The organism is Acidovorax sp. (assembly GCF_021287135.1).
GTDB lineage: Bacteria > Pseudomonadota > Gammaproteobacteria > Burkholderiales > Burkholderiaceae_C > Acidovorax.
In genome coordinates, this window is record NZ_JAJTBB010000041.1 from 32,976 (window position 1) to 52,870 (window position 19,895).

General features: G+C 67.9%; 16 protein-coding genes and 3 pseudogenes. 8 read left to right on the forward strand and 11 right to left on the reverse strand.

The genetic code is table 11. The annotated features are described in order from the left end of the window. Nucleotides 1-12: 12 nt before the first annotated feature. From LWW96_RS10380 to LWW96_RS10390, 3 genes and pseudogenes are all read right to left on the reverse strand, one after another. A complete protein-coding gene (locus tag LWW96_RS10380) occupies nucleotides 13-2,853 on the reverse strand; it encodes a nitrate reductase (RefSeq protein WP_291486663.1) in 2,841 nt (946 codons plus the stop codon). 58 nt (nucleotides 2,854-2,911) lie between these two features. Then, nucleotides 2,912-3,793, reverse strand: a complete 882-nt coding sequence (locus tag LWW96_RS10385; protein ID WP_291486664.1) for a type IV pili methyl-accepting chemotaxis transducer N-terminal domain-containing protein — start codon at nucleotides 3,791-3,793, stop codon at nucleotides 2,912-2,914. 64 nt (nucleotides 3,794-3,857) lie between these two features. After that, nucleotides 3,858-5,075 (reverse strand): annotated as a pseudogene (locus LWW96_RS10390) (FAD-dependent oxidoreductase); the annotation flags it as partial. Nucleotides 5,076-5,536: 461 nt separating this feature from the next. Between LWW96_RS10390 and LWW96_RS10395 the strand changes: the two are divergent. Beyond that, nucleotides 5,537-7,189: pseudogene (locus LWW96_RS10395) on the forward strand (methyl-accepting chemotaxis protein). Between the two features lie 105 nt (nucleotides 7,190-7,294). On the opposite strand, the gene LWW96_RS10400 reads toward LWW96_RS10395, so the two are convergent. Beyond that, nucleotides 7,295-8,323, reverse strand: a complete 1,029-nt coding sequence (locus LWW96_RS10400) for a LacI family DNA-binding transcriptional regulator (RefSeq protein WP_291486665.1) — start codon at nucleotides 8,321-8,323, stop codon at nucleotides 7,295-7,297. Nucleotides 8,324-8,529: 206 nt separating this feature from the next. Here LWW96_RS10400 and LWW96_RS10405 point away from each other — a divergent pair, with 206 nt between their 5' ends. Genes LWW96_RS10405 through LWW96_RS10420 form a run of 4 tightly spaced genes read left to right on the forward strand, consistent with a single transcriptional unit; the run spans nucleotide 8,530 to nucleotide 11,905 of the window. Further along, complete coding sequence (locus tag LWW96_RS10405; protein ID WP_291486689.1) at nucleotides 8,530-9,018, forward strand: gluconokinase; 489 nt, start codon at nucleotides 8,530-8,532, stop codon at nucleotides 9,016-9,018. Continuing rightward, nucleotides 9,015-9,542, forward strand: coding sequence for a TRAP transporter small permease subunit (locus tag LWW96_RS10410; protein WP_291486666.1), 528 nt, complete (start codon nucleotides 9,015-9,017; stop codon nucleotides 9,540-9,542). Before LWW96_RS10405 ends, LWW96_RS10410 begins: the two co-directional genes overlap by 4 nt. 5 nt (nucleotides 9,543-9,547) lie before the next feature. Continuing rightward, on the forward strand, nucleotides 9,548-10,840 hold the full coding sequence (locus LWW96_RS10415) for a TRAP transporter large permease subunit (protein WP_291486667.1): 1,293 nt from the start codon (nucleotides 9,548-9,550) through the stop codon (nucleotides 10,838-10,840). 45 nt (nucleotides 10,841-10,885) lie between these two features. Then, the gene (locus LWW96_RS10420) at nucleotides 10,886-11,905 is read left to right on the forward strand and encodes a TRAP transporter substrate-binding protein (protein WP_291486669.1); all 1,020 of its coding nucleotides are present in this window, start codon (nucleotides 10,886-10,888) and stop codon (nucleotides 11,903-11,905) included. Between the two features lie 110 nt (nucleotides 11,906-12,015). On the opposite strand, the gene LWW96_RS10425 is transcribed toward LWW96_RS10420, so the two are convergent. The 3 genes from LWW96_RS10425 to LWW96_RS10435 all read right to left on the reverse strand — a co-directional run bounded on the left by LWW96_RS10425 (nucleotide 12,016) and on the right by LWW96_RS10435 (nucleotide 12,950). Then, complete coding sequence (locus LWW96_RS10425) at nucleotides 12,016-12,309, reverse strand: DUF4148 domain-containing protein (protein ID WP_291486671.1); 294 nt, start codon at nucleotides 12,307-12,309, stop codon at nucleotides 12,016-12,018. A gap of 92 nt (nucleotides 12,310-12,401) precedes the next feature. Further along, entirely contained in the window at nucleotides 12,402-12,692 is a 291-nt protein-coding gene (locus LWW96_RS10430; protein ID WP_291486673.1) for a DUF4148 domain-containing protein, read from the reverse strand. Nucleotides 12,693-12,746: 54 nt separating this feature from the next. Then, on the reverse strand, nucleotides 12,747-12,950 hold the full coding sequence (locus tag LWW96_RS10435; RefSeq protein WP_291486675.1) for a hypothetical protein: 204 nt from the start codon (nucleotides 12,948-12,950) through the stop codon (nucleotides 12,747-12,749). A 241-nt stretch (nucleotides 12,951-13,191) separates the two neighbouring features. Here LWW96_RS10435 and LWW96_RS10440 point away from each other — a divergent pair, with 241 nt between their 5' ends. Beyond that, nucleotides 13,192-13,629, forward strand: coding sequence for a CBS domain-containing protein (locus LWW96_RS10440; protein ID WP_291486677.1), 438 nt, complete (start codon nucleotides 13,192-13,194; stop codon nucleotides 13,627-13,629). 94 nt (nucleotides 13,630-13,723) lie between these two features. On the opposite strand, the gene LWW96_RS10445 is transcribed toward LWW96_RS10440, so the two are convergent. The 4 genes from LWW96_RS10445 to LWW96_RS10460 all read right to left on the reverse strand — a co-directional run bounded on the left by LWW96_RS10445 (nucleotide 13,724) and on the right by LWW96_RS10460 (nucleotide 17,998). Continuing rightward, the gene (locus tag LWW96_RS10445; RefSeq protein WP_291486679.1) at nucleotides 13,724-14,536 is read right to left on the reverse strand and encodes an ABC transporter ATP-binding protein; all 813 of its coding nucleotides are present in this window, start codon (nucleotides 14,534-14,536) and stop codon (nucleotides 13,724-13,726) included. Between the two features lie 108 nt (nucleotides 14,537-14,644). Beyond that, nucleotides 14,645-15,604, reverse strand: coding sequence for a nitrate ABC transporter permease (ntrB, locus tag LWW96_RS10450; protein ID WP_291486681.1), 960 nt, complete (start codon nucleotides 15,602-15,604; stop codon nucleotides 14,645-14,647). 75 nt (nucleotides 15,605-15,679) lie between these two features. Next, nucleotides 15,680-16,924 carry a CmpA/NrtA family ABC transporter substrate-binding protein gene (locus LWW96_RS10455; protein WP_291486683.1) on the reverse strand — a complete coding sequence of 415 codons (1,245 nt, stop codon included), beginning with the start codon at nucleotides 16,922-16,924 and terminating at the stop codon, nucleotides 15,680-15,682. Nucleotides 16,925-17,371: 447 nt separating this feature from the next. Continuing rightward, nucleotides 17,372-17,998, reverse strand: coding sequence for an ANTAR domain-containing protein (locus LWW96_RS10460; RefSeq protein WP_291486685.1), 627 nt, complete (start codon nucleotides 17,996-17,998; stop codon nucleotides 17,372-17,374). A 203-nt stretch (nucleotides 17,999-18,201) separates the two neighbouring features. Between LWW96_RS10460 and LWW96_RS10465 the strand changes: the two genes are divergently transcribed. Both LWW96_RS10465 and LWW96_RS10470 read left to right on the forward strand, forming a co-directional pair. Continuing rightward, nucleotides 18,202-19,368 carry a branched-chain amino acid ABC transporter substrate-binding protein gene (locus tag LWW96_RS10465; RefSeq protein ID WP_291486687.1) on the forward strand — a complete coding sequence of 389 codons (1,167 nt, stop codon included), beginning with the start codon at nucleotides 18,202-18,204 and terminating at the stop codon, nucleotides 19,366-19,368. 39 nt (nucleotides 19,369-19,407) lie between these two features. After that, a pseudogene (locus tag LWW96_RS10470) lies at nucleotides 19,408-19,895 on the forward strand (tRNA (adenosine(37)-N6)-threonylcarbamoyltransferase complex transferase subunit TsaD); the annotation flags it as partial.

A 19,895-nucleotide genomic window follows, 5' to 3' on the forward strand; every position in this document is an offset into this window, starting at 1 on the left:
GCGAACTTTTGGTTATATGGTGGCCTGCGCGAGTGGTGGGGACGCCTGCGGCCCGGTGGCCCGCACCATGCGCTTGAGCTCCGGCACGCACGATCCGCAGTTGGTGCCGCAGCGCAGTTGGCCCTGCAGCTGCGCCAGCCGGTCCTCGTCCGTGCCGCGGCAGTGCGCCAGTTGGGCGGTGATGGCGGCGTCTGTCACGTTGAAGCAGGTGCACACCGGCTTGCCGCGCGACTGCACCGCCACGGGCGCCTGGGCGGCCGGCACCAGCAGCAGGCGTCCGTAGGCTTGGGCGGGCAGCTCTTCCTGCAGCAGGGTCTTGAGCCAGCCTTCGGCGCGGGTGTCGCCGGCCAGCACGATGCCTTCGAGCGTGGTGGCACCGTCGGCCCCGCGCACCAGGCGTGCGGCACGGCGCTGGCCGCGCTGCTGGTCGGTGTAGCGCAAGGTATCGGCACCGTGCAGGCCCAGCAGCGCTTCGATGCGCTCCACGGTGGCGCCGGGCGGCGCAGCGTGGGCGGCGGCGCGCAGCAGCACGCCGGTGCGCTCGCGGCCGGGCTCGTGCAGCGGGGTGTGGTTGCTGAAGGGCACGCAGCTGGCGAAGGGAAACTGCCCCATCAGGGCCGACAGCGCCTCGCGGGTGGCCTGGGCGCTGTCGGCCGGCAGCCAGGCCATGGCCAGCAGCGTCCAGGGCAGCCCGGCCTTGGCGATCTTCACGGCCGCGTGCTTCAGTTCGGGCTGCTTGGACGTGGGGCAAAAGGCGGACGTGGTGAGCGCGTTCACGCCCGCCAGCCGCTCGCCGGTGGCCGCGCAGCCGCTCAGGAACTCGCTGCCCCAATGCATGGCCATGAAGGCCTGCGACAGGCCCACGGTGGCATCGGCCTGCGCGGGCACCACGATGGTGCCGCGCTTGCTGGTCACGCAGACCAGGTCGCCGCTTTCCAGTCCCTGCCGCTGCATGTCCTGCGGGTGCAGTTGCACGCTGGGCTCGGCCACGTGGCCGAACAGGCGGCCGAGCTGGCCGGTGCGCGTCATGCCGTGCCATTGGTCGCGCAGACGGCCGGTGGTCAGGCTGAAGGGGTAGTGCGAATCGCGCGGTTCCGCCGTGGGCTGCCATGCGTGCGCTGCAAAGCGGGCGCGGCCGTCGGCGGTGGGAAAGATGCCGTCCGCGTACAAGCGTGCCTTGCCCGCCGCCGCGTTTTCTGCCAGCGGCCACTGCTGCGGCCCGCGGGATTCCAGCATCTCCCACGACAGCCCGGTGATGTCCAGGTCCCGCCCGCGGGTGCTTTCGCGGTGCTCGTTCCACACGGCCTCGGCGCCGGCCTCGGCGTGCTGGGTGGTGTAGGGGAAGAGCGTGGGCGCACCCGGGCGCAGCAGAGCCTCCAGCCGGTGTGCCAGCTGCACCGCAATCGCCCAGTCGTGCCGCGCCAGGCCCGGTGCGGGCACGGCGGCGCGCACGCGCGAAATGCGGCGTTCGCTGTTGGTCACGGTGCCGGTTTTTTCGCCCCAGGTGGTGGCGGGCAGCAGCAGGTCGGCGTAGGCGCAGGTGGCGGCCGTGGCAAAGGCCTCCTGCACCACCACGAACTCCGCGCGCTGCAAGGCGCGGCGCACGGTGGCCTGGTCGGGCATGCTTTGCGCGGGGTTGGTGCAGGCAATCCACAGGGCCTTGATTTCGCCATCGGCCGCGGCCTGGAACATCTCCACCGCCGTCTTGCCGGGCTTGGCGGGCACATCGTCCACGCCCCACAGCGCGGCCACTTCGGCGCGGTGCGCGGGGTTGGCCAGGTCGCGGTGCGCGCTGAGCAGGTTGGCCAGGCCGCCCACCTCGCGCCCGCCCATGGCGTTGGGCTGGCCGGTCAGGCTGAAGGGGCCGGCGCCGGGCTTGCCGATCTGGCCCGTGGCCAGGTGCAGGTTGATGAGCGAGGCGTTCTTGGCGGTGCCGCTGCTGCTCTGGTTCAGCCCCTGGCAGTAGAGGCTGAGCGTGGCCGGGGATTGCGCAAACCACCGCGCGGCCGTGGTCAGGTCGGCCACCGGGATGCCGCACACCTCGGCCACGCGCTCGGGCGTGCAGTCGCGCACCAGGGCCTTCAGCGCGTCAAAGCCCGTGGTGTGTGCGGCGATGTAGGCCGCGTCGTGCCAGCCCTCCCGCAGCATCAGGTGCAACATGCCGTTGAACAGCATCACGTCGCTGCCCGGCTGCAGGGGCAGGAACAGGTCGGCCGTGCCGGCGGTGTCGGTGCGGCGCGGGTCGGCCACGATGACCTTCATACCCGGGTGGGCGGCGCGCGCGTCCTCGATGCGGCGGAACAGGATGGGGTGCGCCCAGGCCGCGTTGCTGCCCACGATGAACAGGCACTGCGCGTGCTGCACGTCGTCGTAGCAGGCGGGCGGCGCGTCCGCGCCCAGCGTCTGCTTGTAGCCGGCCACGGCGCTGCTCATGCACAGGCGCGAGTTGGTGTCGATGTTGTTGGTGCCGATCAGGCCCTTGGCCAGCTTGTTGAAGACGTAGTAGTCCTCGGTGAGCAGCTGACCGCTGACGTAGAAGCCCACGGCGTCGGGGCCATGCTCGCGCACCGTGCGGGCCAGGCGGTGCGAGGCCAGGTCGAGCGCGGCGTCCCACGGCAGGGGCTGGGCCGGCGCGTTGCGCTGGGCGCGGTGCAGGGGTTGCAGCAGGCGGGTCTGCTGCGCCAGCGCCTGGCTGGCGGTGAGGTGCAGGGTGGAGCCCTTGGTGCACAGGCGGCCGAAGTTGGCGGGGTGGGTGGGGTCGCCGCGCACGCCGGTGATCTCTGTGCCGGTGCTTTCGATGATCACGCCGCAGCCTACGCCGCAGTAGGGGCAGGTGGATTTTGTTTCTTGCATGGCGGGGTGATGGTTGGGTTGTTTTGGGCTGCAGCGCTTATGGGGTAAGCGCAAGCAGCTATTGTTTTGAGAGTGATGGATTGGCTCTCTGCCCGGTCAGGCGGGGCATGTGCACGGGTGGAGCGGGGCCATTTCCCGCCGCCAGCGCTGCGTACAGGCCGGTCACGCGGTCCATGCTGGACAGCAGGTTTTCGCTGGCCACGAACACCTCGGCCACCTGGCGGTTGGTGCTGCCGCCGCCTTGCATGCGCTGCAGTGCGGCGTCGAAGAAAACCCACTGGCCGTCGGCCAGCGCCAGTTCCTGCCGGATGCGCTGCGTGGCCTGCGGTGCGTTGCGCAGCAGCTCGGTGGCGCTGACGAATTCGCTGCGGGCCTTGGCGATTTCGGCCGTGGCGGTGGCCGGGTCCACCGGCAGCCTGGCGGCCAGGTAGAACTTGGCCATGCGCTGGCTGAGCATGCGCTGGCGGCCTGCCACGTTCACCAGGTGGCCCACGGGCTTGCCCGAGGCGGCTTCGTACTGTGTGGTGCCCTGGTGGGCCAGGGCCAGCACCTTGGCGTCGGCCTGCAGCAGGGCTGCCGCGCGGTCGGCGGTGAGGCTGGCGGTCTGCAGCGTGGCCTTGTGCTCGGCCCACGCGGCCTCCAGCTTCAGGTAGGTGTCGCGGATGCCGGGCGTGGGCGCATAGGCTTTGAGTTCCGCCAGCTGGCGCTCGAACAGCGCCATGGACTGCTCCAGCACCTGGCGGGCCGTGGGCGTGTCGGCCTGGTGGGCCAGGGCCAGCCAGGCCTTGCCCATGCGCTGGCTCAGCATGCGCTGGCGGCCGGCCTTGTTGATGGCGTCGTTGAGGTCCGTGACCTGTGCGCGGGCCACGCGCCAGGGTGTGGCGGCGCTCAGGGCGGCGGCGGTGGAGACGAGGCGGAAGACGGCGGTACGGCGTTGCATGGGGCGCTCCAGGGAAGGTGGTTCAGGCGGGCTGGGCCGCGGAAGGCTGGCGCGCGGCCCCGGCCGCCTCGCCAAACATCAGCGTGTCGCGGATGTCGCTCACGCTGCGGCCGTCGCGCAGCAGCTCCAGGTACCAGCCGCCGTCCACCGTGTCGCCGTACAGGCAGGCGCCCACCAGCTTGTCGTCCTGGATGACCAGCTTCTTGTACACGCCGCCCAAGGGGTCGCTCATCACGATCTCTTCGGTGTGCTCCCCGCCGCGAAAGTCGCCGGCGCTGAACAGGTCGATGCCTGTGACCTTGAGCTTGGTGGAGGTGAGCGAGCCTTGGTAGCGGCCGCAGCCGATCTCGGCCAGGTGGTTGGCTGCCACCTTGCCCTGCTCAAACAGCGGGGCCACCAGGCCATAGGCAACGCCCCGGTGCGCAGCGCATTCGCCCACGGCGTAGATGCGCGGGTCGGTGGTGGTCTGCAGCGTGTCGCTCACTACGATGCCGCGGTGCACGTGCAGGCGCATTTTCTCGGCCAGGGCGGTGTTGGGGCGGATCCCCACGGCCATCACCACCAGGTCGGCGGGCAGCTGGGTGCCGTCCTTGAACTGCACGGCGGCCACGCGCCCCGTGGGGCCGGGCAGCAGCGCCTGCGTCTGCGCCTTCATCAGGAACCGCAGGCCGCGCTCGGCCAGCGATTGCTGCAGCAGCTTGCCGGCCACATCGTCCAGCTGGCGTTCCATCAGCCAGTCGCCCACATGCACCACCGTGACCTGCATGCCGCGCTTCATCAGGCCGTTGGCGGCCTCCAGTCCGAGCAGGCCGCCGCCGATGACCACTGCGTGCCGGTAGGTGGCGGCGGCGTCGATCATCGCCTGCGTGTCGGCAATGTCGCGGTAGGCCAGCACGCCCGGCAAGGTGTTGCCGGGCAGGGGCAGGATGAAGGGGTTAGAGCCGGTGGCCAGAATCAGGCGGTCGTATTCGGCGGTGACCACCGTGCCGTCCGCTCGCGTGGCGCGGACCACGCGCCGCACGCGGTCCACGTCCGTCACCGTGCAGCCGGCGTGCAGGGTGATGCGGTGGTCGGCATACCACTGCCAGTCGTTGAGGACGATCTCCTGCAGCGTCTGCTCGCCGGCCAGCACCGGCGACAGCAGGATGCGGTTGTAGTGGGGGTGCGGCTCCGCGCCGAACACCGTGATGTCATACCGGTCGGGCGCGATCTTGAGCAGCTCTTCCAGCGTGCGCACACCGGCCATGCCGTTTCCCACCATCACCAGCCTGGGCTTGTTCATCGTCGTGGCTCCCGTTCGCCGCACGCCCTGCGGCGCGCGCAACAAAAAAAAGGCGTCCACACCGTGCGGCGCCAGCGTTGTGCCGGGCGCGCATGTGCGGACGCCTTCGTCCCTGCCACCCGGGGTGCGCCGTTGCACCGTTGGGGGCGTGGCCCTGCCGGGCCGTTGACATCGGTTAGCAATGCGCATGCCAAGGCGGGCGCCCTGTTTTGGGGAGCCGTGGAGCGGTTGCGCACGTTCACCGTGCAAGCGCGGCGGACCTGGTACTAGAATGAAGTAACAAATTGTTTTATTCCCTGCTGGCGGGTGGCGTCCGCCCGGGGCCGGCGCCCCCGGCGGGCGAGGTGGCCTCAACGGCGGCCGTGGGGTTCCCGCACTGGCGGGCAGGCGCCGGGCTGCGGCCGGCGTGTTACTGGCGAGCGTCCGTCCGGGCGTCCGGCCGCAACCTGGAGGAGTGTTCCATGCGCGTCAATCTGCCCGTGACCTCGCAAGAGTACGCATTTCCCAAAGGTGCAACGTTGGTGTCCACCACGGACCTCAAGGGACGCATCCTGTACTGCAACCCCAGCTTCATCGAGGTGAGCGGCTACCGCAGGGACGAACTGCTGGGCTAGCCCCACAACATGATCCGCCACCCCGACATGCCCGAGGAAGCGTTCCGCGACCTGTGGGACACGATCGAGCGCGGCATCCCGTGGTCGGCGCCGGTCAAGAACCGCCGCAAGGACGGCAGCTTCTACTGGGTGATGGCCAACGTCACGCCCCTGATGCAGGGGGACCAGCCCACGGGCTACATGTCGGTGCGCACCGAGGCCACGCGCGAGCAGATCGAGGCCGCCGAGCGGCTGTACCGCCAGATGCGGGCCGAGAAGGAAGCAGGCCGGCTGGTGCACGCCCTGCACGAAGCGCAGCCGGTGAACAACCACCCGTTGCACCGCGCAGGCCGCGCCCTGCGCCCGGGTCCGCTGGGCAGGATCGTGCTGTGCACCCTGCTGCCGGTGGCGGCGTCGTGGGGCGCCGCTGCGCTGGCAGCGGCCGCGCCGGGCTGGATGGCCGGGGCGGCGTGGCTGGGCGTGGTGCTGCTGGCCCTGGCCATGGCGGTCTACCTGCACCGGTCGACCGTGGCGCCGATGGAGGAAATGCTGCGCTGGGCCAACCGCATGGCCGCGGGCGACCTCACGCAGAAGATCACGGCCACCCGCAAGGGGGTGGTGGGCCAGCTGCAGAAGGCGCTGGCCCAGCTCAACGTGAACCTGCTGTCCATCGTGCGCGATGCGCGCCACGAGAGCGAGCACATGCAGGATTCCACCCGCGAGATCGCGCAGGGCAACCAGGACCTGTCCATGCGCACGGAAGCCCAGGCCAGCAACCTGGAGCAGACCGCCGCGGCCATGGACGAGATCACCGGCACCGTCAAGCAGACCGCTGAATCCGCGCGCCAGGCCACGCAGCTGGCCACGCAAGCCAGCGAAGTGGCCGAGCGCAGCAACCAGGCCGTGGACGGCGTGGCCAGCACCATGCAGCAGATCCAGGCCGCTTCGGGCCGCATCAGCGAGATCACGCAGCTCATCGACAGCATCGCGTTCCAGACCAACCTGCTTGCGCTCAACGCTGCGGTCGAGGCGGCGCGTGCGGGCGAGCAGGGGCGAGGATTTGCGGTGGTGGCCTCGGAGGTGCGCAACCTGTCCCACCGCACCCTGTCCGCCGCCAAGGAAATCCGCCAGCTCATCGACGATTCGGCCGCCAAGGTGAGCGAGGGCCATCTGAAGACCGAGGCGGCACAAAAGACGATGGCGCAGTCGCTGGACCTGGTGCGGCGCGTGCACACGCTGATCGGCGAGATCCACCACGCCAGCGACGAGCAGCTATCGGGCATCTCGCAGGTCAACAGCGCGGTGATCCAGCTGGATTCCATCACCCAGCAGAACGCTGCGCTGGTGGAGGAAAACGCGGCGTCCGCGATGCAGCTCAGCGGGCAGGCCCAGACCATGGCCGAGACGGTGCAGGTGTTCCGCATCGATGCCTCAGCGCCCGCCCAGCTGCGGGACGCCGTGGCACTGCGCCGCGAAATGAAGGATGCCCCCGCGCAAGGTGCCGCTGCAGCGGTGGCATAGCGCCGGTGCGCGTTTGCTATAAAAATGGTAGCTTCTTGCGCAGGTGCATAAAGGGCTGAAGCCCGAAAACACTAAAAAACCACGGCAGGGCCGCGGCCGGTATCTTCAGGTGCTGCCGCGCACAGTCAGCTCAAACCCCAGGTCCACGGAGTTGTGCTCCGGCACGTCGCCACGCATCAGCCCCAGCAGCATGCGCGCGCTCGCCTCGCCGATGGCTGAGCGGGGCGTGCGCACGGTGGTCAGCGGCGGCAGCATCTGGTCGCTGCCGGCCAGGTCGTTGAAGCCCGCAATCGCCACCTGGCCCGGCACCGCCAGGCCCAGGCGCTGCGCGGCCAGCAGGCCACCCTGGGCCAGGTCGTCGTTGCAGAAGAACACGGCATCCACGCCGGGGCGGGTGCGCAGCACTTCCTCCAGCAGCTCGGCACCCAGCCGGATGGACGAGGGCTCGGGGCTCAGCAGCTCCAGCCGCGGGTCGTACAGGCCGGCCTCGCGCAGGCAGCGGCGGTAGCCCTCGGCGCGCTGCATGGTGCGCGGGTCCAGCTGGGCCGCCACGAACGCCACCTTGCGCCGGCCCCGCGCCAGCAGGTGCGCGGTCATGCTGTGGCCGGCGTCCTGCTGCGAAAAGCCCACGCAGTACACGCCGGCGGCCGAGGTCATCTCCATCAGGTGTACGCAGGGAACGCCGCTGGCGGCAATCATCTGCCGCGCGGCCTCGGTGCGGTCAAAGCCCGTCACCAGCAGCCCCGCGGGCCGGTGGGCCAGGTAGGTGCGCAGCAGCTGCTCTTCCTCTTGCGGGTCGTAGTGCGTCACGCCGATCAGGGCCTGGTAGCCCTGGGGGAACAGCACGCGGTGCACGGCGTCCAGCACGTCCACGAACAGCGCATTGGACAGCAGCGGCACCAGCACGGGCACCTGCACGCTGCGCTGCGACGCCAACGCGCGCGCCGCCGGGTCCGGCACGTAGCCCAGCTGCTGGGCGGCGTCCTTCACCCGCTGCACCAGTTCCGGGGCCACGGCGCGCTCGCCGCGCAGGGCGCGGGACGCAGTGATGGGGCTCACGCCCGCCGCCTTGGCCACATCGCTCAACGTGATACGGCCGCTGCCGCGGCGGGGTTTGGTCTCAGGTTTGCTCAAGGGTTAACCCTTATGGGAATGCCGGGGGTTGGGGATAGGATAGCGCTGTCCAAACAAAAGCGCACCGCAGTGCTCCTGATTTTGGACGAATTTGCCCCCGCTTGTCGCGGATTTTCGTCGCACCCCTTGGTGGGAGCTTTTTTGCAGTTTGTTTGGACAGCGCTACCAACATGGGTGCATCCCCGCCAGCAGTTTTTATCGTGGTCATGGGCGTAGCCGGCTGCGGCAAGTCCAGCCTGGGCGCAGCCCTGGCTGACGCCGAGGGACTGGCCCTCATTGAAGGCGACGACCACCACAGCCCCGCCAGCCGCGAGAAGATGCGCCAGGGCATTGCCCTGACGGATGCAGACCGGGACGGGTGGCTGGCGGCCCTGGGGCAATTGCTGCAGGCGCGGCCGCAAGGCGCGGTGCTGACCTGTTCCGCCCTCAAGCGCGCCTACCGCGACCGGCTGCGCAGTGCCTGCCCGGGCCTGCGGTTTGTCTTTCTGGAGATCGACCGGGCCAGTGCCGGCCAGCGGGTGGCGGCGCGGGCCGGCACGCATTTTTTCTCCAGTTCCCTGGTGGACAGCCAATTTGCCACGCTGGAGCCGCCCGTGGGCGAGCCCGGCGTGCTGCGGCTGGACGCCTTGGCGCCGTTGTCCACCTTGCAGCAGCAGGCCTCCGCCTGGCTGGCCGCTTCCCAGGAGTCCGCATGAACACCCCGCCCGCAGCACCCAAGGACAGCGCAATCCCAAAAGTCAGCCGTGCCGCGCAGGCCGCCCAGGTGGCCATGGCAGCCTGCCTGGGCGTGATGGCGGTGGCGGTCTTCACCAATGTGGTGCTGCGCTACGGTTTTGGCAGCGGCGTGGCGGCGAGCGAGGAACTCTCGCGCCTGCTGTTCGTGTGGATGGTTTTCATTGGCGCGGCCGCGGCCTACCCGGCAGGCGAGCACATGGCGTTCACCAGCCTGGCGGGCCTGCTGGCCAGGCGCCCCATGGCTTTTGCCGTGCTGACGGCCGTCATCCGGCTGCTGGTGATTGCCGCCTGCGCCATGCTGGCCTGGGGCGCCTGGCAGCAGGTGGTGGTGGGCATGGGCAGCCGTTCGGTGGTCATGGCTTATCCGGCGGCGCTGCTGCCGCTGCCGGCGCTGCTGTGCGCGGTGGCCATCGGGGTGATGGCGGCCATCGAACTGATTCAACGCAAGCCGCTGGACCTGGGCCACGGCGCGGAGGTGGAGTGATGGCGATGGGACCCGAAGCACAGGCTTTTCTTGTTTTTTCGCTGGGCATGCTGGTGCTGATGGGCACCGGCATGAACATGGGCCTGGCCCTGGTGCTGACGGGCGCTGGCATGGCCTGGGTGCTCGACTTCTGGGACGCGCAGCTGCTGGCCCAGAACCTGGTGGCGGGGGTGGACAGCTTTCCGCTGCTGGCCGTGCCGTTCTTCATCCTGGCGGGGGAGCTGATGAATTCGGGCGGCATCAGCCGCCGCATCATCGACATGGCGCAGGCCTGGGTGGGGCACATCCGCGGCGGGCTGGGCTATGTGGCCATCGGCGCGGCCGTGCTCATGGCCAGCATGAGCGGCTCGGCCCTGGCCGACACGGCGGCGCTGGCCACCATCCTGTTGCCCATGATGCGCCAGCAGGGGTATCCCATGAACACCTCGGCGGGCCTGCTGGCTTCGGGCGGGATCATCGCGCCCATCATTCCGCCGTCCATGCCCTTCGTGATCTACGGCGTGACGACCAACACCTCCATCTCGGCACTGTTTGTGTCGGGCATCGTGCCGGGGCTGATGATGGGGGCGGGTCTGATCTTTGCCTGGCGCTGGGTGCTGCGCGGCATGGACCTGCCCCAGGGCGAGCCCCTGCCCGTCAAGGACCGCCTGCGCGCCACGGCGCGCGCCTTCTGGGCCATGCTGATGCCGCTCATCATCATCGGCGGCATGAAGACCGGCGTGTTCACGCCCACCGAAGCCGCCGTGGTGGCCGCGTTCTACGCGCTGATGGTGGCGCTGTTCGTGCACCGGGAGATGAAGCTGGCGGACGTGTACGGCGTGCTGGTGCGCGCCGCCAAGACCACGGCCATCGTGATGTTCCTCTGCGCGGGCGCCCAGGTGGCGAGCTACATGATCACGCTGGCCGACCTGCCCAGCGTGCTCACCGGCTGGCTGGGCCCGCTGGTGCAAAGCCCGCGCCTGTTGATGGCGGTGATGATGGTGGTGCTGGTGCTCATTGGCACGGCGCTGGACCTCACGCCCACCATCCTGATCTTCGCGCCCGTCATGCTGCCCATCGCCGTGAAGGCGGGCATCGATCCCGTGTACTTCGGCCTGATGTTCGTGCTCAACGGCGCCATCGGCCTCATTACGCCGCCCGTGGGCACGGTGCTCAACGTGGTGGCCGGGGTGGGGCGCATCTCGATGCACAGCGTCATCAAGGGCGTGAACCCGTTCCTCATCACCTACGTGCTGATCCTGGCGCTGCTGGTCGTTTTTCCCCAGATCGTGACCGCGCCGGTCGTGTGGCTGCGCTAGCCATCTGCTCGTTTCTCTTTCCTTTTCTTGCCAATGGAGACAACCATGAAGATTTTCCGTCGTACCCTGCTGGCCGCTCTGTCAGTCGCTGCCGTCGCCTGCTCGTTCCAGGCCTCCGCGCAAGACTTCAAGCCCCGCATCATCCGCTTCGGCTACGGCCTGAACGAAGACTCCAACCAGGGCCGGGCCACCAAGCTGTTTGCGCAAGAGGTGGAGAAAGCCTCGGGCGGCAAGATGAAGATCCGCGCCATCGGCGCGGCAGCGCTGGGCTCGGACGTGCAAATGCAGCAGGCCCTGATCGGCGGCGCGCAGGAGATGATGGTGGGCTCCACCGCCACGCTGGTCGGCATCACCAAGGAAATGGCCATCTGGGACACGCCGTTCCTGTTCAACAACGCCAAGGAGGCGGACGCCGTGCTGGACGGCCCCGTGGGCCAGAAGGTGATGGACAAGCTGCAGGAAAAGGGCCTGGTGGGCCTGGTGTACTGGGAGAACGGTTTCCGCAACCTCACCAACAACAAGCGCGCGATCACCAAGCTGGAAGACATGGACGGCGTGAAGCTGCGCGTGATGCAGAACACCGTGTTCCTAGACAGCTTCAAGACCCTGGGCGCCAACGCCGTGCCGCTGCCGTTCTCGGAGCTGTTCACGGCGCTGGAGACCAAGACGGTGGACGGCCAGGAGAACCCGTACAACACCATTCTGTCGAGCAAGTTCTATGAGGTGCAGAAGTACCTCACGGTGACGAACCACGTCTACAGCCCGTGGATCGTGCTGGTGAGCAAGAAGTATTGGGATGGCCTTTCCAAGGCCGAGCAGAAGGTGCTGCTGGACGCCGCCAAGAAGAGCCGCGACTTCGAGCGCCAGGACACGCGCGCCGAAGCCGACAAGGCGCTGGCCGACCTCAAGGCCAAGGGCATGCACGTGAACGAGTTGCCCGCCGCCGAGGCCAACCGCATGCGCGAGAAACTCAGCGCCGTGAACGCCAGCATCGCCGCCAACGTGGGCGAAGGGCTGTGGAAGGACGTGCAGGGCGCCGTGGCCCAGGCCCGCGCCGGCAAATAAGGCTGTGCCGCGAAGCCGGGGCTCGGAGAATTCCCCCGCGTAAAAAAGCCGAGGCTCCTTGCGGAGCCTCGGCTTTTGTGCATTCAAGAGGCGCGGACCCCGCGCGGGGCTTACAGCGAACCGGTTTCGCCGAAGGGGATCTTGCCGGTGCGCACGGCTTCGGCAGCCTGGGCTTGCACGGCAGCGCGGTCGGCGGTGCTCTTGTAGGTCACCACGCGGGAGCCTGCGGGCTCTTGGCTGCGGGTGGCGGCCACCGTGGCGGCTTCGGAAGCCACTTCAGCGCGGGTGCGGTTGGTCTGGTATTGCGTCGCGAATTGCGAAGCGTCGGCTTCGTCAGCGTGGGCACCCAGGGAGGCAAAAGCGGCCAGGGCGGCGACGGACAGGATGCGGGCGGTGTTGTTCATGGTGAAACTCCAGTAAATCAATCTACGAATCAATAGGGGCGGGAAATCAGTGGGTGCGTGGGCGGGCAGGGTTGCGGGGCCCTGCCTGCGCATCAGCTACCTTCGGCCGTTGCAGTGCGGCCGACGCGCATGGCGTGTGCAGCGGCTTCGGCACGGACGGCAGCACGGTCCACCGTCGAGGTGTAGGTCACGATGCGCGAGCCAGCAGGTTCCTGGCTGCGCGTCTGCGCGGCAGCGGCAGCTTCGGCTGCGACTTCGGCGCGGGTGCGGCTGGTCTGGTACTGGGTGGCGTACTGCGAAGCGTCGGCTTCGTCGGCCATGGCGCCAAACGAGGCAAAGGCTGCAACGGCGGCAAGGGCCAGGTAGCGAGCGTTCTTGGTCATGATGAAAGTCCTTGGGTCAAAAAAGCGTCTCAAAAAAGCCGGTGCGAAACTCTGTCAATCCATGCTTTGCGCCGGGTTCGGTGAGTCGCCTTTGCGGGTTCGGCTCATCGATGGGATGAACTGTACGCCGCAGGGGACCAAAGAAAAACCGGCTGGTCGCAAACTAACTGTTCCGGTTTTGGAAACAATGCGCCCCCAATTTCCTGGCAGGTGCATCCCGGAAGCCGCTGCAGCGGGCTGCAAAGCGTTGTTGAACATGGGGGCTATCGTGCCCGGCCGCGGGCGCGGCGTCGTCTCGCCACGGTTTCGCTTCTTTTCAGTTTGTTTCGCTTGCCGGCCGATGCAACAGAAGCGAAACACCTGGCGCAGCGTTTCGCCCACAAAAGGGCCCGCCTGGGGCTTGCGCGGGTTGCGCCGCCGGGGCTTATGGGCTGAAATGTTTCCAGCATGCCGCACCCTGGCGCGCTGCGTCCATCCAGGCTCTCAGAGGGAGGTTCCCATGACCGTCGTCTCGAAAATTCTCCAGTCCAAGCCCGATGCCACCGTGTACTCCGTCGCCCCTGGGGCCTCGGTGTTCGATGCGCTCCAGCTGATGGCGGCCAAGGGCATTGGCGCCTTGCTCGTCACCGAAGGCGAATCCATCGTGGGGATCTTCACGGAGCGCGACTATGCCCGCAAGATTGCGCTCATGGGGCGGACCTCGTCACTCACGCAGGTGCGGGACGTGATGACCACGGCCGTCCTGTTCGTGCGCCCCGACCAGACCAGCGAACAGTGCATGCAGATCATGAGCAACAACCGGCTGCGCCACCTGCCCGTGGTCGAGGGCGGCAAGCTCGTGGGCATGATCTCCATCGGCGACCTGGTCAAGGACATCATCTCCGAGCAGAAATTCATCATCGAGCAGCTGGAGCAGTACATCTCCGGCAGCCGTTAAGGGCAGTCCCCGGAAGGGCGCTACGCTACTTCGTTCTCTCGGGGCGTGCGCGGGGGGAGGGGCACTTCCCCCCCGAGTGCGCCCGCCCGGTTGCTCAAGCCGCCTTTTCCACGTGCCCCTGGCGCGTGTACAGGAAGTCGATCACCGCCTTGCGGCAGTGCACGTAGCGCGGGTCTTCGGCCAGTTCCACGCGCTTGCGCGGACGGGGCAGGTCCACGGCCAGCACTTCGCCGATGGTGGCAGCCGGGCCGTTGGTCATCATCACGATCTTGTCGGACAGCAGCACTGCCTCGTCCACGTCGTGCGTCACCATGACCACGGTGCTCTGCGTGCGGGCCACGATGTCCAGCAGCTCGTCCTGCAGCTTGGCGCGGGTGAGGGCATCGAGCGCGCCGAAGGGCTCGTCCATCAGCAGCACCTGGGGTTCCATGGAGAGCGCCCGGGCAATGCCCACGCGCTGCTTCATGCCGCCGGAGATTTCGCCGGGGCGTTTCTGCCCGGCGTGGGTCAGGCCCACCAGGGCCAGCGCGGCGTCGGTGCGGGCCTTGAGCTGGGCTTTGGTTTCCTTGCCGCCAAACACGCGTTCCACCGCCAGGTAGATGTTGTCAAAGCAGGTCAGCCAGGGCAGCAGCGAGTGGTTCTGAAACACGACGGCGCGCTCGGGGCCGGGGCCCTTGATCTCCTTGTTGGCGCACAGCAGCGAGCCGTTGGTGGGCGTGGTCAGGCCCGCGATCAGGTTCAGCAGCGTGGACTTGCCGCAGCCCGAGTGGCCGATCAGCGCCACGAACTCGCCCTTGGCGATGGTGAGGTGGATGCCCTTCAGCGCCGGGAACAGGCCCTTGGCGGTCTTGAAGGTCTGCTCGACGCCGTGGATCTCGATGAACTTGGTGGTGTGAGAGGTGTGCATGGGGAACTCCTGGTTTTTCGCGAGGACCACCGTGGAACCGGCTTTGCCGGGCCACCGGTGGTGCCCCCTTGAGGGGGTGACGCGCCGCAGGCGCGGCTCAGGGGTGGGTCAAGTCTTGACCTCTTCGAATGTGAATGCGGTTGCCAGCTTGATGAGCGCCATCTCCAGCAGCAGCCCGACGATGCCGATCACGAAGATCGCGATGATGATGTTCTTGACGTTGAGGTTGTTCCACTCGTCCCATACCCAAAAGCCGATGCCCACGCCGCCGGTCAGCATCTCGGCCGCCACGATCACCAGCCAGGCGGTGCCCACGGCCAAGCGCACGCCGGTGAGCATGTAGGGCAGCACGGCGGGGAAGAGGATTTTGGTGGCGATCTTCCATTCGCTCAGGTTCAGCACGCGGGCCACGTTCATGTAGTCCTGCGGCACGCGCTGCACGCCCACGGCGGTGTTGATGATCATGGGCCAGATGGAGCAGATGAAGATGGTCCAGATGGCGGCCGGGTTGGCGCCCTTGAACACCAAGAGGCCAATGGGCAGCCAGGCGAGGGGCGACACCGGCCGCAGCAGGCTGATGAGCGGGTTGAACATGCGCGAGAGAAACGCAAAGCGCCCGATGACAAAGCCCGCCGGAATGCCCACCAGCGCCGCCATGCCGAAGCCGACGGCCACGCGCTCCAGCGACATCAGCACGTTCCAGCCCACGCCCTGGTCGTTGGGGCCGTTGCGGTAGAAGGGGTTGCTGAACACGTCGAGCGCCTGCTTCCACGTCTCCAGCGGGCTGGGGATGCTGCCGCCCGTGGTGCCGGACACCACGGCCCACAGGCCGATGAGCAGGCCCAGGCCGCACAGCGGCGGCAGCACCGCCATCCAGAAGCTGCGCGACAGGGCCGCCCAGTCGCGCGGCGTGCGCGCCGGGCGGGCGACGGGCGTTGTCGTAGGGACAGGTTTTGAGGTATTTTGGGCTCTGGAGCCCGTGGATAAAGCGCTGGCAGCTACATTATTCATAGCGTTCTGCGCCGTGGGGGCGGCATCCAACGGGGCGTGAAAGACGGCACTGACCATGGTGTTTTCTCCGGAGTGCAGGGCTTGCGGGAAGGGCGGGTAAGGGCGGGGAAGATTGGGGTTACGGTGCGGCCGTCAGGCCTTGATCTTGAAGCCGTCGGCGTACTTGGCGGGGTCCTTGCCGTCCCACACCACGCCGTCCATGAGCTTGCTGCTGCGCATCGGGTCCTTGGGCACATTGATCTTCATGGCGCCGGCCACCGACTTGTACAGGTCGACCTGGTTGATCTGCTTGGCCACGCCCAGGTAGTCGGGGTGGTCCTTCAGCAGGCCCCAGCGCTTGTGCTGCGTGAGGAACCACATGCCGTCGGACAGGTACGGGAAGTTCACCGCGCCATCGTTGAAGAACTTCATGTGGTTGGGGTCGTCCCAGGTCTTGCCCAGGCCGTTCTGGTAGCGGCCCAGAATGCGCTGGTTGATGGCGTCCACGCTGGTGTTCACGTAGGCCTTGCCGGCCACGGTCTCGGCCATCTTCATCTTGTTGGACAGGCTGGCATCGATCCACTGGCTGGCTTCCAGCACCGCCATCATCACGGCGCGCGTGGTGTTGGGGTACTTCTTGACGAAGTCGGCCGTGGTGCCCAGCACCTTTTCGGGGTGGTCTTTCCAGAGGTCCTGCGTGGTGTTGGCGGTGATGCCGATGCCGTCCATGATGGCGCGGTGGTTCCAGGGCTCGCCCACGCAGAAGCCGTCCATGTTGCCCACGCGCATGTTGGCCACCATTTGCGGCGGCGGCACGGTGATGAGCTTGGCGCCCGACAGCGGGTTGATGCCCGCTGCGGCCAGCCAGTAGTGCATCCACATGGCGTGGGTGCCGGTGGGGAAGGTGCCGGCAAAGGTGTATTCGCGCTTTTCCTTGGCCATCAGCTTGGCGAGCGACGGGCCGTCCACCGCGCCCTTGTCGGCCAGCGCCTTCGACAGCGTGATGGCCTGGCCGTTGTGGTTCAGGCCCATGAGCACGGCCATGTCCTTCTTGGGGCCTGCCGTGCCCAGGTGCACGCCATACACCAGGCCGTAGAGCACATGGGCAAAGTCCAGCTCGCCGTTGACCAGCTTGTCGCGCACGCCGGCCCAGGAGGCTTCCTTGGTGGGGATGATGGTGACGCCGTACTTCTTGTCGAAGCCCAGCACCGAGGCCATCACCACGCTGGCGCAGTCGGTCAGGGGGATGAAGCCGATCTTGACTTCCTTCTTCTCCGGAGCGTCCGAACCCTGGGCGTGCACCAGCGCGCGCAGGGCGGGGCTGACGCCCACAGCGCCCACGGTGGCGGCCTGCAGCACGGTGCGGCGGTGGAGGCGGGTCTTGAGCAGATCGGTCATGGGGCGTTTCCTCGTTGCGGCAAAAAACAAAAAAGGCGTCCCCTCCAGGCCGCTTGCTTGCACAAGCCGGCACAGGAGGGGGACGCCTTTGTCCGGGGGGCAGGCCCTTGCGGGGACTGCGGTGGCACGAGCCCGTCGTTGGGCCGGTGCCGTAGGGTGGGACCGTCGTTGGTCCCGCACCGGGTCATGCAAGCGACGTGCCAGCAAAGCGCAGCACCACGGCGGGGCTGTGATTGCTATGTTTTTGATAGCTGCTTGCGCGCATGGGTGGGCGCCTGAGGGCGTTTTTAGTGCTGAGAAGCGATCGGGCCGCGGGAGCAGCCGGGTGCGCAGGCGGCCACAAGGCGCCGTCCAGACACCGCCCATGCACTGTGTTTGTGCGTTGCACCACGGTGCATCGCGCCCGGGCAGGGTGGGGTTGGGGTGGGGCCGGGTGCAGGGCGGCCGTCAGCCCAGCAGGTCCATCACGTCCAGCATGCGCTGGGCCACCTCCACCAGCTTGAGGCCCTTGTCCATGGCTGTCTTGCGCAGCTTCTCGTAGGCCGCCTGTTCGCTCAGGCCCTGGCGCTCCATCAGCAGGCCCTTGGCCCGGTCGATGGTCTTGCGGTCCTTGAGTTCGTTCCTGGCGTCGGCCAGTTCGGCGCGCAGGGCTTGCTCGTGCTGGAAGCGCGCCACCGCCACGTGCAGGATGGGGCGGATGCGCTGCGGCGCCAGCCCCGCCACGATGTAGGCCGACACGCCCGCCGCCACGGCATCCTGGACGTGCGAGGTGTCCTCGTCGTTGGTGAACATCACGATCGGGCGGCGGGCGTCCCGCGTTGCCATCACCACATGCTCCAGCGCATCGCGCGCCTCGCTTTCGGCGTCCACGATGATGAGGTCAGGCTGCAGCTGCGCAATGCGCTCGCTCAGGAAGACGTCGGCCGGGAGGGTGGCCACCAGATTGAAGTTGTTTTCCAGCAGCCCGATGCGCAGCGCCCGCGACCTTTCTGCCTGCTGCAGGGCGTGCTCATCGTCGGCATCGGCAACGGCCAGATCCGGGGCAACCACGACGATACGCAGGGACTCGTTCATGCCCGGAGGGCAAGCAATATTTACGCCACAAAGTGGTGCATTTGCGCCACGCCCCGGGGCGGCGCGGCGCCGGTTGGGCGCCGTTGCGGGGCCTGAATGTTGCTAATAGTGTCTGAAACGGCAGGGCATACCCGGTACCGTCACCCTGGCGACTCGCATATACATCTGGTCACATTCACATCCACAGAGAGAAGGAAATTGGCATGAACACACAGGTGCGTCGGAGGACTGTCTCGACCGCATTGGCGTGCGCCGCCCTGGCAGCCGCCGCAGCCGTGGGCTTGTCGGGCTGCAGCAAGGTGCCGGACACCGTGAAGATCGGTGTGGCCCAACCGCTGAGCGGGCCGCTGGGCGCGCTGGGGCACGACTTGCTCAATGGCGTGAACCTGGCGGTGGCCGAGCTGAACAAGGGCGGCTACACGGTGGACGGCAAGCGCGTGACGCTGGAGGTGGTGTCGGTGGACGACAAGGCCGACGCGGCCACCGGCAAGACCGTGGCGCAGCAGCTGGTGGACGCTGGCGTGGTGGCGGTCATCGGGCACCTGAATTCCGGCGTGAGCATCGAGGCCGCGCCCATCTATGCCGCCAAGGACATTCCGCAGCTGGCCATCTCCACCAACCCCAAGTTCACCCAGCTGGGCCTGCCCACCACCTTCCGCATGGTGGCCAACGACACGCTGCAGGCCCGCGCCATGGGCTCGTTCGCCGCCACGCAGCTGGGTGCCTCCCGCTACGCCGCCCTGGACGACGGCACGCCCTACGGCAAGGGGCTTGCCGACGGTGCCGCCGCGCAGCTGCGGGCCGACAAGAAGGAGGTGGTGGTGCGCAAGTCGTTCGACGACAAGACCACGGCCTTTGATGCCCTGGCGACGGAGCTCAAGGCGGCCCAGGTGGAGGTCATCGTGTCCACGCTCAACGACTTCCAGGCGCTGGCCCTGCTGGAGGCACTGCGCAAGGTGGGCCATACCAAGGTCAGCATGCTCGGCGGAGACACCATCAAGACCACCGACATGACCAAGGGCGCCGGCATCATCGAGGGCATGTACGCCACGTCCCCCGTGCTGGAGGCCAAGGAGTTCACCGCCGGCAAGGCCTTCCTGGAAAAGTACATCGAGGCCTACAAGAAGCCGCCGGCCTATGGCGGGCATTACAGCTACGACAGCATGTACGTGCTGTCCGCGGCGATCCAGAAGGCCAAGTCCGCCGACCCCAAGGAGATCGGCAAGGTGCTGCACAGCATCAATGGCTACGCGCCGGTGACGGGCACCATGACCTGGGACGACAAGGGCGAGCAGCGCTATGGCGCGGTGGGCGTGTACGAACTGCGCAGCGGCAACTGGGAGCTGCGCATGCGCTCCGACCGCTGGTAGGCCGGACGCGGCCGTGCCCCGGGTTTTACACTCGGGGCCATGAGCTTGCTGATTCTGGGGATCGAGTCGTCCTGCGACGAAACGGGTGTGGCCCTGGTGCGTGCCACCGGGAGCGCCGTGCCGACACTGCTGGCGCACGCCCTGCACAGCCAGATCGAGATGCACCAGGCCTATGGTGGCGTGGTGCCAGAGCTGGCCAGCCGCGACCACATTCGCCGTGTGCTGCCGCTGGCCAAAGAGGTGCTGGCCGAGTCCGGCCAGACGCTGGCCGATGTGGACGTGGTGGCCTACACGCGCGGCCCGGGTCTGGCGGGGGCGCTGTTGGTGGGCGCGGGCGTGGCCTGCGCGCTGGGTGCCGCGCTCAACAAGCCGGTGCTGGGTGTGCACCATCTGGAGGGGCATTTGCTGTCGCCCTTTCTCAGCGCCGATCCGCCAGAGTTTCCCTTTGTGGCCCTGCTCGTTTCGGGCGGCCATACCCAGTTGATGCGTGTGGACGGCGTAGGCCGCTACGAGATCCTGGGCGAGAC